Source organism: Shewanella decolorationis (assembly GCF_004354305.1).
Classification (GTDB): domain Bacteria; phylum Pseudomonadota; class Gammaproteobacteria; order Enterobacterales; family Shewanellaceae; genus Shewanella; species Shewanella decolorationis.
Window position 1 is genome coordinate 338,073 of sequence record NZ_CP037898.1, and the last position, 15,101, is coordinate 353,173.

11 protein-coding genes are annotated in these 15,101 nt (G+C 47.3%); all 11 read left to right on the forward strand.

Annotated features, from left to right (window positions below; translation table 11 throughout):
- The first annotated feature begins 3 nt into the window (after positions 1–3).
- The 11 genes from EYR25_RS01510 (at position 4) to EYR25_RS01565 (ending at position 15,044) form a co-directional block, all read left to right on the forward strand.
- Positions 4–246, forward strand: a complete 243-nt coding sequence (locus EYR25_RS01510; RefSeq protein ID WP_133178274.1) for a hypothetical protein — start codon at positions 4–6, stop codon at positions 244–246.
- Between the two features lie 186 nt (positions 247–432).
- A complete protein-coding gene (locus tag EYR25_RS01515; protein ID WP_133178275.1) occupies positions 433–867 on the forward strand; it encodes a hypothetical protein in 435 nt (144 codons plus the stop codon).
- 185 nt (positions 868–1,052) lie between these two features.
- The gene (locus EYR25_RS01520; RefSeq protein ID WP_133178276.1) at positions 1,053–1,958 is read left to right on the forward strand and encodes a Mu-like prophage major head subunit gpT family protein; all 906 of its coding nucleotides are present in this window, start codon (positions 1,053–1,055) and stop codon (positions 1,956–1,958) included.
- Between the two features lie 10 nt (positions 1,959–1,968).
- Positions 1,969–2,361: a Mor transcription activator family protein gene (locus tag EYR25_RS01525; protein WP_133178277.1), complete on the forward strand. Its 393-nt coding sequence runs from the start codon at positions 1,969–1,971 to the stop codon at positions 2,359–2,361.
- 125 nt (positions 2,362–2,486) lie between these two features.
- Complete coding sequence (locus EYR25_RS01530) at positions 2,487–3,038, forward strand: HlyD family secretion protein (protein WP_133178278.1); 552 nt, start codon at positions 2,487–2,489, stop codon at positions 3,036–3,038.
- Positions 3,039–3,486: 448 nt separating this feature from the next.
- A complete protein-coding gene (locus EYR25_RS01535; protein ID WP_425057216.1) occupies positions 3,487–6,063 on the forward strand; it encodes a tape measure protein in 2,577 nt (858 codons plus the stop codon).
- A 91-nt stretch (positions 6,064–6,154) separates the two neighbouring features.
- Positions 6,155–6,757 (forward strand): hypothetical protein, encoded by a 603-nt coding sequence (locus EYR25_RS01540; RefSeq protein ID WP_133178280.1) that lies wholly within the window; start codon positions 6,155–6,157, stop codon positions 6,755–6,757.
- Positions 6,754–7,368: a hypothetical protein gene (locus EYR25_RS01545; protein ID WP_133178281.1), complete on the forward strand. Its 615-nt coding sequence runs from the start codon at positions 6,754–6,756 to the stop codon at positions 7,366–7,368. The genes EYR25_RS01540 and EYR25_RS01545 overlap by 4 nt, the downstream gene beginning before the upstream one ends.
- A gap of 4 nt (positions 7,369–7,372) precedes the next feature.
- Complete coding sequence (locus tag EYR25_RS01550; RefSeq protein ID WP_243729927.1) at positions 7,373–7,774, forward strand: DUF6950 family protein; 402 nt, start codon at positions 7,373–7,375, stop codon at positions 7,772–7,774.
- Positions 7,762–14,619: a phage tail tip protein J-related protein gene (locus EYR25_RS21255; protein ID WP_207953672.1), complete on the forward strand. Its 6,858-nt coding sequence runs from the start codon at positions 7,762–7,764 to the stop codon at positions 14,617–14,619. Before EYR25_RS01550 ends, EYR25_RS21255 begins: the two co-directional genes overlap by 13 nt.
- An 8-nt stretch (positions 14,620–14,627) precedes the next feature.
- Entirely contained in the window at positions 14,628–15,044 is a 417-nt protein-coding gene (locus EYR25_RS01565) for a hypothetical protein (RefSeq protein ID WP_133178283.1), read from the forward strand.
- Positions 15,045–15,101: the final 57 nt, after the last annotated feature.

The following is a 15,101-nucleotide window of genomic DNA, read 5'->3' on the forward strand; positions in this document are numbered from 1 at the left end:
CCGATGAATCAACCGTTACTCGAGGCGATTAACCAACATCAAAACCTACTTTTCATGGGCTGTGGCGGTACGGATGATATTGAAACAGGCATTGAACTGCTTGAGCTATTGTCGTCACTTATTGATGAAGCCAAGGATTTACACGCTATCTCACCTAAGCACATCGTCAGACAACTGAACTGCATTCAGATGTTATTATCCGTTGGTTTAACCCAAGTTCGCGCCCTCCAAACCGCCCAACAGTAAAAACGCCCTGAGCGCCATTTTAAGCAGTGTTAGCTTCGACTGCTTAGCATGGCGCACTTTTTTTTAGTTAAACGATTTAAGAAAGATTTAAACGGGATTTAAACGCTATTGCTCTTGATGTTGTCACCACTGTTGCTACGATGGCAGTTATCTTTTAAACCTTCAATCTAGGGTGGATAAATTCCGATGGTCGATATAGCAATGGTAAGTGCGGCTTTAACCAGCATCAAAACGGCAACAGATGTCGCGAAACTCATCAAAGATGGTGCGAAACAACTCGATCAAGCGGAGTTTAGGCTTAAATTGGCCGATCTGCTTGGTAACTTAGCGGATGCAAAGATTGAAATCGTCAACATTACCGAGTTATTAGCCGCTAAAGACGCTGAAATTAGAAGCCTTCAAGCGCAACTCGAATTAAAAGATAACCTTATCTGGGAAGAGCCATTTTATTGGAAGATTACAGATGGTCAAAGAGATGGGCCTTTTTGCCAACAGTGTTTTGATGCCAGTAATAAACTCATTCGGTGTATTAATAAGGGCTATCAGAAGGGTGTTTGGCACTGTCACACCTGCAAATCTGTGGTGGTTGATGATACTTACAATGAGGAGTGGGCCGTTTAACCAGTAGTGTTCGACATTTCGCTTTTAAAGGTTACATGGAAAGTGATAAAAATCAGCTTAATCCCCCTAGTTATTCTGTTTTTCCAGCCATCATAAAGGCAATTGCTTTCCCGAAACCTTTCTTACCCTGAAATGTTTTGGGGTAAGGTGTAATGGGTTCCTAAGTTACTCACTCAAGGAACACCATGATTATCTCTGCTGATATTCTAAACAAGTTAAAGACGACATTTAGCCAGGACTTTGAAAAAGGTAAATCACTCGCGGCTAGCCAATATAAGCAAATTGCCACCATAGTCCCTTCCTCCTCTAAGTCCAACACCTACGGCTGGTTAGGCCAGTGGCCTACATTCCGTGAGTGGATTGGTGAGCGCGTTATACAAAACTTAAAAGCCTACGGTTACTGCATCACCAATAAGCCATTTGAGTCCACGATTGGTGTTGATCGCGACGATATCAAAGATGATGACACGGGGATCTACTCGCCACTGTTTGAAGAGATGGGGCGTAGCTCTGAGGTCTTTCCTGATGAGTTACTCTTACCCCTGTTAGATAGTGGCACATCCAACCTTTGCTATGACGGTAAACCGTTTTTTGCCACTGACCATCCTGTATATCCCAATACTGATGGTACTGGGGAGGCGGTTGCTGTCAGTAACTACAACGATGGCGGCGCTTCTGCTGGGCCTGCATGGTATTTACTCGATACCAGTCGTGCCCTCAAACCCTTTATTTATCAAACTCGCAGTGAGATGCAGTTTACCGCAATGACTAAACCTGATGATGAGCATGTCTTTCGGTCAAGGGTGTTTCGTTTTGGTGTCGATTGTCGAGCGAATGCAGGCTACGGTTTTTGGCAAATGGCTTATTGCTCTAAAGCGGAATTAACTGCCGCGAATGTATGGGCCGGAATAGAAGTGATGAAAGCTTTTAAAGCCGATGGCGGCAGACCGCTAGCGATTAAACCAATGTTATTAGTCGTTCGTAGCAGCCAAGAACGCGCCGGATTAGAAGCATTAAAAGCCACCTTCAATGGCGGTGATAGCAATACCCTCCATGGTCAACTGACGCTGTTAGTTGCTAACTATCTCTAAGGCAGGGCAAATGATGAGCAGCATTAACGAACAACTCGATAGTATGACTACAGATCAGTCGAACATCTTTAAGGGTAAATGGCCTAAAAACTTAGTGGCACTGAGTGATGTTATTGATGCCTGTTTAGCAGAAGAGAAAGTCGTTGCTAACAAACTGACCGAGAAAATCATAGCCTCTATTGCATTTTATTTGGGAGGGCGAGATCTCTACCTCCCCAATGGTAAATCATTAGAGATGTTTCTTCGTAACTTACGCATCTACCAAGAGTTTAATGGGCGAAACCAGTCGGAGCTTGCAAAAAAACACAGTATGACGGAACGACGCATCGAACAGATCACAAAAGAGTTTACGGCGCTTTATCGTCATCAGCGCAATAAGGCCGCAGAACTCAAGGGGAAATAAGGGATCTAGCCCAGACGTCGGCTGTGCTGACAGCAACTACAGGGCTTTGAGCCGAGTCTCCCCCTGAATCACTTGAACACAATGTAAACCAAATTCAAACCCTGAACAATGACACCGAGGTAGCTATGACATTAATTGAAGCGATTAACGCATTTAAACAAGCCCAAGCCGAGTTTGAACAAAAAACAGCACTCATGGTTGAGTTGCGAAGTACTCGTTTACCGGAATTACGCCAGCGCTTGAACTCCAATAAATACAGTATGGAGCAAGCTCAACGCCAAATGAGCAATGCCGTAACAGATGAAGATTTTAATGCGGCTAAGCAACAGTATGCTCAAGCTGAAGCAACTTATAATGACTGTGCTCAGTTAATCACTAACTGTGAGGCTAAATTGAGCTTTTGGGGAAGTGTTGAAAGCGGCCAGTTTGAGCGCAAGGTTAGAGAAGCACGAAACCAAATGTGGGATCTAAAGCGAGACGAAGTACTCGCATCTTTTCCCGAGCAGTTACCTGACAGTATCCGCTTAGGCATTCAAAAACTCGCCAGCATACATACGTTAAAAGGTGGTAATGGTATTTCCACTTATGGCAACCATATCAATCAAATCTACAGCGAGATTGATCGCGTAGAACTCGCAACAACAGAAGAAGCCATGCTAAGCGAGATGGGGATCTAGTCTCCGACAGAAGACCAGATGTTTGTGCGAGTGGGGTAGGAATTGGTCTTCTGTCTTTTGTCAGTGAACGTTGCTGACCCGTGGGTGATGATTGTGAGCCCATCACCCATTTTTTATTGAATTGGAATAGTTACTCACATTGTTAAGGTGACATGAGATGAATGATTTAAAACTTGCACTGACATTAACCGCCGACGGCCGCCAGCTGGTGACCGTGGTGGGTAGTGCGAAAAAAGAACTCATCGGCTTAACGGGTGAGTTACAGGCCACGGGCACAGCGGGTAAAACGGCTGCGGTAGGATTGGATAAAACGGCCACCTCGGCGGATGAAGCAAGCCAAAGCTTTGGTGGTTTGTATCAATCAGTCCTTGCGCTTGCAGGTGGCTTGACCGCCATGGATCTTATTGATCGCGCCGATGAGTGGGGGCAAATGGCGTCACGGATGAAGATGGCCACCACCAGTGCGGCAGAGTATGAATATGCTCAATCGCGCATGGTGGCCAGCGCCAACCAAACCTATCGCAGCCTGACNGAAACCCGTGAAAACTTTACTCGTATGTCGCCGATTTTGCGCGACCTTGGTTATAACCTAAACCAGTCCATTGATATTGTGGACAGCTACAGCGCCTTGCTAGTGACTAACGCCGCCAGCGCGGATAAAGCACAGCAGGCACAGGATGCCCTGTCCCAGTCGATTCAGAAAGGCAAGGTTGAGGCCGATGCCTGGCAATCTATCTTTGGGGTAATGCCGAGTATCCTCAACAACCTTACCGCAGCTACAGGTAAAACAGGCGCGGAGATCCGCTTATTGGGCACCTCTGGTAAGTTGTCGATTACCGACCTGACCAATGCATTGTTGCAATCGCACCAACAAAACCTTAAAGCCGTAGAAGATATGCCTACAGCGGTGCGAGATGCGCTGACGGCTCTGAATAACGTCTATAGCGACTGGATTGGTAAAAGCAACGAAACCTATGGTGTTACCGCTACCCTTGCGAGCGGTATCGTTAGCTTAAGTGAAAACTTTGGCACCTTATTAGATGTAGTTGGATATGCCGCAGTTACTGCATTAGGTCGTGGAACGGCGGCACTAGGCATCCATACTTATAGTTTGATTAAGAATGAGGTAGAAAGTGCAAAAACTCGCGCTACGACTTTGGCAGCGGCCAAGGCTGAGGAAGCTCGCGCCTTAGCACTGAGAGCTTCGTCTATCTCAGCAGGTCAAGCCGTTGTTGCGGAGGCAAGGCTGACCGCAGCCCGTCAAGCAGTGAAAGTTGCCACTGACAATGCGACCTTAGCCGCCAGAACATACAACGCAACGATGGCGTTAGCTGGGGGGCCAGCTGGTGTCGTTGTTATGGCGGCTTTTGCACTTGGCTATTGGGCCATGACGGCTGACAGTGCGAAATCAAGTACGCAGGACTTGAATACTGATATTGCAAATTTGGCTGATAACTATCAGAAACTGTCTGTTGCTGCCGCAAAAGCTAAGTTGATAAATTTAGATGACGAGTTCGCATCTGCTTCACATGAAGCAGATGTTCTTTCCGCAAAATTAGAATACCTCAAGGCACAACAACGTTTCTCATCTGGTCGGGAGGCCAGAGGTAAAGAGATAGTTATACTTGAAGCCGAGTTGGAAGCTGCCGTTAAACGAGTTAATGATCTCTTAGTTATTAGGCAAAAGCTTAATGACCACATTGCCGCTGGCGGCAAAAAAGAATCGAATTTAAATAGCCCTATCGCCGACCCCAATCTCACTAAAACCGCCGCTGAGATGTTGATCAATTTGCAAAAGCAATTGACGCTTTACGGTAAAACCTCAGAAGCGGCCAAGCTGCGCTATGAGTTGGAAGTCGGTGCGCTTAAAGGGCTTGATCCTCTGATGGCTGAAAAGCTGAAAAAGGTGGCCGCCGATCTCGATGCAGCTAAGGCAGCCGAAGAACAAACTAAGAAAAATAAAGAAGCCGAGAAACAGCGCGAAGATCAACTTAAAACCCTGCTGGGGACGATTGATCCTGTCACCCAAGCAGCCAAGGAATACGCCAAACATGAGGTGTTGTTAAAGGGCTATTTTGAAGCGGCTAACGTACCGATTGCTGAACGCACTCGCTTATTGGCACAACTGAAAAACCAGTATGAAGCCAGCACGCCCTATAGCCAGTTACAGAACCAACTCGATCCTAAATATGCTGAGCAACAGACGCATGCCAATAACTTGGATGTGCTCAATACCGAGTTGAACAACACCCCTGAATCAGAGGTGGCCAAGCGTGCTCAGATTAACGCCTTGATTGAAGCCGAACAGCGGCGACATGCTGAGGCGATGACAGGCATTAACCAAAGTGTGGCCTTTGATTGGAACGAAATGTGGCAGAACAGTGTTGAACGCATGAGCCAAGGGATTGGTAGTGCCACCGCAGATGCACTGTTTGAAGCTAAGGATTTTGGCCAAGCCACACAGCAAGTGCTCAAAGGCGTGGGTAAAGCTGCGGTGCAAATGCTAGTAGAGTGGATGGCACAAAAAGCCCTAGCTGCCGCATTCGATAATAGCCTTATGGTAAAAAATGCCGCTGTGGCCACCACTACCGCTGCCAGCACAGGGGCCTCGGTGACAGCCTCAATGGCCCCCGCAGCGGCAACCACCTCGATTGCAACTATGGGAAGTGGTGCCATGATTGGTATGGCGGCCATGGTGGCGGCACTGGCCTTGCTGCCGAGCATTATCGGTAAGTTCCATGGTGGTGGCACTATCCCCCGTGAAGGTACGTACTTGCTCGATGGTGGCGAAACCATTTACACCCGCAAGCAGCAACAAACCTTGATGAATGCGATGCAGGCAACCGCGAATGGTGGCTCAGGTGGTAGCAATGTTGTGATCCAGCAAAGCAACACCATTGTGGTCAAAAACGATAGTGACGCCCAGACACTTGAGGATGTGCTGCCACAGCTTGTCCAAATGACGAAGGCTGCTGTGGTGGATGACCTTAATAACCGCGGCGAGGTGTTTCGCGCTCGGGGATAACGCTATCCCGAAACCTTTCCAATCCAGCTAAACAACGTAGTCAGTCACACTGGGCCATACCCTGATTTAGCGGCCCATTGTTGATTGACCTATGTTAATTTTTCCTGACGATATTTATCCCACTGAATGTGTGTGGCGCTTAAAAGCGCAAACGGAGGTATTTAGTAATCCGTTTAACAGCTCACGCCAAACGCTGGAACTGCCTGGTGCCGCGTGGGAAGCACAGTTGCGTTTTGATACGCTTACCCGTGCGAAAGGGGCTACTTTGTTTGGCCTGTTAGCACAATTACGTGGTGCGGCTGGGCGTATTCTATTGTGGGATCATGCGTTTGCTAGCCCGCGTGGTAGTGCGTTAGGCGCACCAGTTGTGCATGGTGCTGGTCAGTTTGGGTATCAGCTAACGGTGCGCGGTTGCCAACCTAACACCCTGTTTTTACGCACGGGTGATTACTTTCAACTCAATAACCAACTCCACATTATGACCGCTGATGCGACTGCAAATGCATTAGGTCATTGTCAGCTTTTGTTTGAAGCGCCCATGCGGCATATCCCCAATGACGGCACCGCACTTATAACCCGTAAAGCAAAAGCCGTGATGATGCTAAAGGACGATGACCAAGGTGGTCGTCGTTCTACTAAGCGGCTGATCCTCTCCAGTTTAACCCTTTCACTTATCGAGGACGTCAGTCTATGAATCAGTTTATGACGGCTGAAATGCAACAGTGGTTACGTCGCCCTAATATCAGCGCCATTTTAATGACCGAACTCGATTTTGCCTCTGGCATGTTGCGTTTGCACTCGGGTGTCGGTGATGCCCTGTATCAAGGTTTAGTTTACAAGGGCACTGGTGTGCTTGGCAAAGTTGGCATGGTTAGACAATCAGGCCAAGTGCAACCCTACCGCCTACGATTAACCTTGTCGGGTATCCCACAAGAGCTAGCGTCGATCGCCTTAACCGAGCATTACCAAAATCGCCAAGGGAGTTTGTACTTGGCCGCCCTCGATAACTTTTGTCAAATCGTGGCTCGCGACACCTTGTTTAGTGGCCGCATGGATGTGATGAACATTCGCTTAGGCAACCCTTCAACTATCCAGCTTGATCTTAATAGCCGTGGTGTGGATTGGAAGAACCCACGCAATAGCCGCTATACCGATGCTGACCAACAAGCCCGCCACCCTGGTGATAAGTTTTTTGAGTTTGTTAGCCAAATGGCTGAGAAAGAAATTTTTTGGGGCGTGCCTGGTAAAGCTGTGGGCGGTTCTGGCGGCGGTGGTGGACGTGGTACCGCGCAGAATCAAAGGTGATGAAATGACTAATAACTTCATTGAGTTTTTACCATATTACCGTCGCCGCCCTTTTGAATGGGGCCAATGTGACTGCTGCTTGTTCGTTGCTAACTGGGTGCAAAAAATGTGTGGTTTTGACCCAGCAGCAGAACTTCGCGGTCACTATCACAGCAAGTTAGGCGCAACGCGGGCACTACGCCGCGCGGGCTTTCACTCGATACTGGAGATTGCTGATGCTGCATTTGGTGAGCGTGTGGATGTATTAGCCCTAGCGCGTGGCGATATTGCGTTATTGATGCAAGACGATGCGCCAGCGCTGGGGATTGTTTGGGGCGCGAATGTGTGGGCGATGGGTGAGCAAGGTGCAGTAGTGTTACCGCTGACGCTGGTAGAGTTTGGTTGGAGGTTGCCATGCCACCAGTAATCGTTGGGATTGCGGCGGGTGTCGCTGCTGCTGGGGTAGTCTCTACCGCTGCGGCGATTGCGATTGGGATTGGCGCTGCGGCACTGACCTATGCAGCCACGCCTAAGTTTGATGGTGGTAGTTTTGCTAACGAAGCCTTCTCACAGCAGCAGATGCTGCGTAGCCCTGTTGAGCCTAGGCGCGGGATTTACGGGCGAGCTATGGTATCTGGCCCTCTGGTGTTTGCGGAGGAAACGGGGACGGATAATGCCTACCTTCATTTAGTGATCCCCTTAGCGGGCCATCGATGTGATGGTATTGAAAAAATCTATTTTGGCGATGACGTAGCCTGGGCCAATGGTGCGCTAACGGCAAAGTATGCCAGTGTTGCACGGATCAAAATTCACCTTGGCAATCAAACCACCTCTGATCCTGATTTAACCGCTGAATGCCGCCAGTGGACATCGGCCCACGTTGGCTTTGGTGTCACGTACCTCTATGCTCGCCTCAAGTTTGATACCAAGGTATTCCCCAACGGTGTACCGAACATCAAAGCGTTGGTGCGCGGCAAACAAGTCTATGACCCCCGTAAAACCACCCATAACTGGAGTGACCCTGCAACGTGGGAATGGTCTGATAACTGGGCATTATGCTGCTTGGACTATAACCGCTTTGAGTCAGGCGTTGGAGCCGCAGCACACGAAATTGATTTAAGTTATTTTGCAGCGGCGGCCAACGATAGTGATCAACTGGTTGAATATAAAACGGGTAAATTTGAGAAGCGCTATACCTGTAATGGTACCTATAACACCGATGTGTCGCCTTCATCCATTATGGAGAAAATGCTAACGGCGGGCGCTGGCATGCATGTGTATGTTAGCGGCCAGTATCGGTTATATGCAGGCGTGTACCAAGGGCCAGAAGTTCTGGTGTTAACCGAGGATGATGCCGCAGGTGATATTGATGTTAGGCCATATACGCCCCGTGCAGAACTGTGCAACGCAGTGCGCGGTACCTTTGTTGACCCTGAGAACTTCTATCAGCCAACGGACTTCCCGCCGTATGAGTCTAGCTATTATCGTGCCCAAGACGATGGCGAATATATTGATCACGATTTAGATCTGCCCTTTACCCAATCAGTTTGGACAGCACAACGCCTAGGTAAACTGTACTTAGAGCAGAAGCGTGCAGGCATGCAAATCTCTATGCCCGTTAAAATGATTGGGGTAGCTGTGAGCGTGGGTAAAGTGGTGGGCTTAAGCCTGCCACGCTTGGGGATTGATGGCACCTTTCAAATCGTTGATTGGCAGTTTGATTACGGTAAACCTGTTAGTTTGATTTTGGTTGAAACCTCACCCGAGTTATTCGACTACGCCATGGGTAGTTATACCGAGCGAGACTTAACCCCTAACGTGATTTTACCCAATCCTGCTACGGTACCAACGCCAGTTGGTTTGCAGTACGTTGAATATCAAGATGACCCCCAATGGCAAGGTGAACTGACATGGAGCGCCCCTGCTAATAACAGTAGCTATCGCTATGTTATTGAGGTGAGCAACGGCTTAGGTGAAGTGGTTTATCAAACCAACGCAGACGCCACCCGCTTATTGCTGCCAAAATTTGATGCAGGTTTTTATACCGTATCAGTATGGGCGCTAAACCTTTTCGCCAACCGCTCTAATGCTCCTGCCACCATCACTATTGGGGCTACTCTGCCTGCACCAGTGACCGGAATTGAAGTGATTGCGGGGCCATTAACGCTAACACTCCGCCCCACAACCGCCGCTGCGATTGCGCAAACTACACAGTTTGAGATCTTAGGTAGCATCACCAACAATATCGCTGATGCGGCGCTTATCGGCACAGGTAAAGACGCTGTATGGCCAGATAGACACCCTAATACCCGTTATCAAGTGTGGGCACGTACCATTAATAACTACGGTGCAAGCAGCTGGTATGGCCCTGTGCAAGCCACAACCTCGGCGGATAACTCATCGATCATTGACCTGATTGGTAACACGTTTAAAAGCTATACCTGGTTTGCATGGGCTGATGATAACCAAGGTACGGGCTTTACTACCGTAGAAGCCTTGGGTGATGGTAAAGCCTATATGGGCCTTGCTACCGATAAACCAACTGCTACCCCAAGCGGTAACTGGCAGGATTATACCTGGTCTAAGATTAAGCCAGATATAGGCCCAATCTTTACGCCTGAGGAAGAAGCCAAGCTTGATAATTTATTAGCTGGTAAGTTGCCGAACGCTCCTGACAAAGACATGTTGGCCGCGCAAGATGCGCTTAATAACCCTGCATTAGCTAATAACTTGATCACAGCGTTGTCATTGCTTAACCAAGGCATTAACGCGCCAGCTTTGGGCGGTGAAACGCCTAGCGGTGCCCAGTCAAAAGCCAGTAGCGCCCAAAGTGCGGCAATTGCTGCCGCTGCTACCGATGCCACTACCAAGGCTAACAACGCCAAAGCGGCCGCAGAGTCTTACGCCTTGGCTAAGGCAAACTTAGCCGAAACTACAGCCAAAGCTTATGCCGATGGCATTGTGAGTGATGAAGAGGCCAGAGCGATTGCTGATGCCCAGGCTAAGGCCGATGCCGCCAAAGCGGCGGCGATTGCTGCCGCTGCTGCCGATGCTACTAGCAAGGCAAATAATGCTAGAGCACAGGCTGAGGCTAATGCTGCGCTCGATGCGCTCAATAAGGCGAATACGGCTAAAGATGATGCGATTAGTACAGCTTCAACCGATGCCACAAATAAAATCGGCGCATTAAAAATAGGAGGGACAAACTTAGTTGAAAACTCACTAATTAATGCTGATTCAACATCTTATGGTTTCGCTAACAGGGTTATAAATCTAGTATCTGGTCGTGAATATGTCTTTTCTGCTGCTGGTTATGTTAGCCAAAAAGCGCTTGATGAAGGGCATTATCTTGTTATTTATATCTATAAGCCTGATTGGTCGTTTTCAAAGGCATTATCAATTTCAACATTAAGTGAGTCAGTTAAAGATGTAACATTTGTTGCTCCTTCAACTGGGAGCTATTCAATTAACTCTTACCTTTATCCAAACGGCGGAACTAGAACGGGAACAGTTCATTGCAGTTGGTATAAGCTTGAAGAAGGTAACAAACCAACAGCGTGGGCGCCAGCGCCTGTAGATTTAGAAAATTACGCATTAAATCAGGCTGCTCAGGCTCAATCAAATGCAACTGCTAGTGCTGCCCTAGATGCGTTGAATAAGGCTAATGCCGCTAAGGCTGATGCGATTAGCACTGCTTCAACTGATGCTACTACCAAAGCTAACAATGCTAAGACTCAGGCGATCAGTTCTGCTGCTACTGATGCAACTACTAAAGCGGATGCAGCTAAAGCAGCTGCGATTGCTGCCGCTGCTGCCGATGCCACGACTAAGGCAAATAATGCCAAAGCACAGGCCGAGGCTAATGCTGCCTTGGATGCGATAAATAAGGCGAATACCGCTAAGGCTGATGCTATTAGTGCGAATGATATTTTAGGTTTAACAACTAATGGTAGTTACAGTTCGGTTCTAGGGGCAACGTGTGGGCATAATAGTCCATCCCCATCATGGGATGGGAGTGTTTATTCTAAGTTAAGCCACAATGGCGGAGCATCTATAACAGTCACGGTAGAATCATTGTCAGGTTCTACTCGTAGGGTCATGGTTGGTTTAACAACTGTTCCTAGCGCCATAATAGGCTATAACGATATTAGTTTTGCTATTTACGCAGATCTAGCTAACTACGCTATTTATGAAAGTGGCTCAGCTAAAGGTGTTGTTTTAAGCCGCTCGCCTGCTGTGGGTGATGTGCTTAATGTTAAATATGATGGACTTAAGGTCTACTATTCAATTAATGGCACAGTTCTTAAGGAAACCGTAGCAAGTAGAAATTTAACCTTGTTTTTTAAGGCTGCTTTTTATGGTTCTGGTTTCTATTTAAATAATATTACCTTTACCCCATTATCTAATCTTGTAGTGGCAAGTGATGATGCCACTACCAAGGCTAATAATGCCCAAAGCGCGGCGATTGCTGCCGCTGCTGCCGATGCTACTACCAAAGCAAATAATGCCAAGGCACAGGCAGAGGCTAATGCTGCCTTGGATGCCATAAACAAGGCTAATGCAGCAAAAACAGATGCGATTAGTACGGCTGCAACTGATGCAACGGCTAAAGCCAATTCAGCACTAACGGCTGCAAATGCTGAATTAAATAACCGAATTAATGCGGCTGAGGCTGCCGCTTTAGATAACCTCTTTAACATATCTGGTTTACCGTATCGAAAAGATATTGTTATCGGTGGTGATAGCAACAAATACTATCCAGTGGTTTTTTGGGGTGGTTCTCAAGATGTTAATCGCCGCATAAAAATATGGCGTGGTTACAATGAACAAGCGCCAAACGATTGGTACTCATCTACTCATAAAGGCCAGTTAACTATCGATTGGTTGGGTAATTTTGGTGGTTGGGGTGGTGCGGGATATTTCGACCAATTGCTTAGTCATCGATGGGAATATACAGAGTTACTTGGTGATTTGTTTCGTTTCGGCCAAAACCAAGCATATTGCTTTATGCTTCGAGGCGGCGGCGCTATTTATCATTTTGCTAGTGATTTAAGCGTATTGCCTGAAGTTTACTACAATCAAGAGCTTCTGCATGCTGGCTCAAATACCTACGCCCCCGCACCATCGACAACTGTTAACAGTGAGCGGATTTTGTATGCAAAGCTTGGTAATGCTAGCTTTGGCAATTTATTAGCCTATTCAGGCCAATTTACGGCATTAAAATCGAGGTTAGGTAATTTTGGAGGGCTTACCGCCGAAACTATCGCCGCGTTAGCCATTGCCACAAACCATTTGCAGGCTGGCGCGGTTACAGTTGATAAGGTTAGTGCAAATGCGATTACCGCCGAGAAAATTGCCGCCTTAGCCATTGCCACAAACCATTTGCAATCTGGTGCTATCACTGCTGACAAGGTTGGCGCTAATGCGATAACTGCCGAAAAAATTGCCGCCTTGGCGATTGCCACAAACCATTTGCAAGCGGGTGCGGTAACGGTTGATAAGGTTGGCGCTAATGCGATTACCGCCGAGAAAATTGCCGCCTTGGCTATTGCTACAAATCATTTGCAATCTGGTGTTGTTACTGCTGACAAAATCACTGCTGATACTGCGCTAATTCAAAAGCTGATCGCCAATGTGGGCTTATTTAATCAACTACAGGCCCAGTTGGGTATCTTTGGTGGATTAGCCGCAAACAGCATTGCGGCTGGTGCGATTCAAGCCGATAAGTTAGCGATCCTTGCTAGAGAATATGTTAACCCTGTTTCGACTAGCGGAAATTTAATCGGTTGGGGTGGCGTTCTAGAAGATGGGACTGGCGGTAACAATGCTATTATTTCTTACGATAGCACTGAAAAAGCAATAGTAATTACATCAAATTCTATGCACTCAGTCTGGTGCAAGTCATGGAAGATTAATCACGATAAAATATATCGTATATCAATGAAAATTAAAGCAAACTCTACTGAGGGGCTTTTTTATCTTGGTGCTCAAGCGTGGAACATGGGGAATGATGGTGGTGCATTAGCCGCGCATAATGGTCAAGGTAATATGTTGCTTTATGGGTATTATCCAAATAGGTTGCTGCAATCTACCGGAAATAACATTTATTTTAGTTATGGTGCCCCTTCTACTGAATATGTTGAGTATATAGTTTATCTGATTGGGGCTAACCGTGATGTTAATGATTGTCCTGCACACACTGGCCCTTCATCAAACCCATTTATTAAGCTGGATGCGGCCGCTAAAGAGGCAGGTATTCGGCTTCTAAACTGGTCTAATACTTCAACCAAGAAATTATTTGTTAAAGATATTTCGGTAACTGAAGTCGGTGCTGGGCAGGTAGTTGCTCAAAATATTGCTGCTAATGCAGTTACTGCTGACAAGATTGCTGCAAATGCTGTTAGTGCTGGAAAAATTGCCGCTAATGCCGTTACCGCCAACGAACTATTGGCTGATGCTGCGTTAATCAATAAATTGGTGGCGACCAGCGCATTATTTGATAGCTTGGTGGCTCGCTTAGCTGTGTTCGGTGGGCTTACTGCTAACTCAATTGCTTCAGATGCGATCCTAGGCCGCCATATTAAAGCGGGTGAAAAGATCTCATCCCCCATTATCGAGGGCGGTGAAGTCAGGCTGATTGGTAGCGCATTTATGAAGGTGCAATCTGCAACAGCATTTGGCCCTGATGGCCTTGTTGAATGGTATGGGCCTAAACTGCTGCTTAACGGTGCGCCTGATTGGGCTAATCTGCGTAAATCCAATGCGATCACTTATCTTGCTGCAAATGGCGATGCTTACTTTGGCGGTTCGCTCAGTGCTGGCGTGCTGAAAACTGGCGTGACTAATAGCAGCAAAACTCCTTATACGGCTAATAGTTATCCGGTGGAGATTGGGCCTTTTGGTACCAATGGTAAGCCTAAAGTCATTGTGGTTTCGTTTAACTTGAGCGGTATGTCTAGCCAGAGTAGCGCCCCTTCAGGTAATCCAACTCAACCGCAGTTATCTTGGCAGTTACAACGCAAGATTGGATCAGGTAGCTGGGCAACTGTTAGCAGTGGTGTTTTTTCTGGTGTTACTGACAGCTTTTATGAAGCCGAACCGCCAGCCCACTGGGAAACCATTGAGCGTTGTAGTGGATCGTCTACCTATACGGATAACACTGTTTCAACCAGCGATTTTAGTTATCGCATCCTAGTTGTTAGCTTTAGCAGATTCCATGCAACAGCAAACGTTAATACTCAAACACTTACACTTATATCAACAGAGCAATAGAGGTCATTATGGCATTTACATTATCAACAATTACTTTGGCATCCGGCTTACAACTCGCTAACCCGATGCTGGTTATTTCTGAACTCAGCGTGAGTAATAACTCATCGTTATCGGAGCGGTTAGATATTACTTCCGCGCCTGGTGGTGAAGGTGAGGCAATTAACCAATCGTACAAGCTGTTAAAGGATACCCACGGCGGCCGAGGCTGTAGCGCTATTGTTAGCGTGTTTATGTCACAAGCCGCGTTTGATGCTGGCAAGCCGCCAGTTGATATAGTGAAGGATGGCCGCAACACTAAGGTATTTAGTATTAACTTGGATAACCCTGATTTTGACGGCATGACACCTCGCCAGGCAGCCTATGCTCACATGATGGCCCTACCAGAGTTTGATGGTGCGGTTTTAGTTGATGGGGTAGAGGTTTAAGTCTGGATAAATAAAAGCCCCTTACGGGGCTTTCAGGTTAGTTGTTGAGCTGATGTT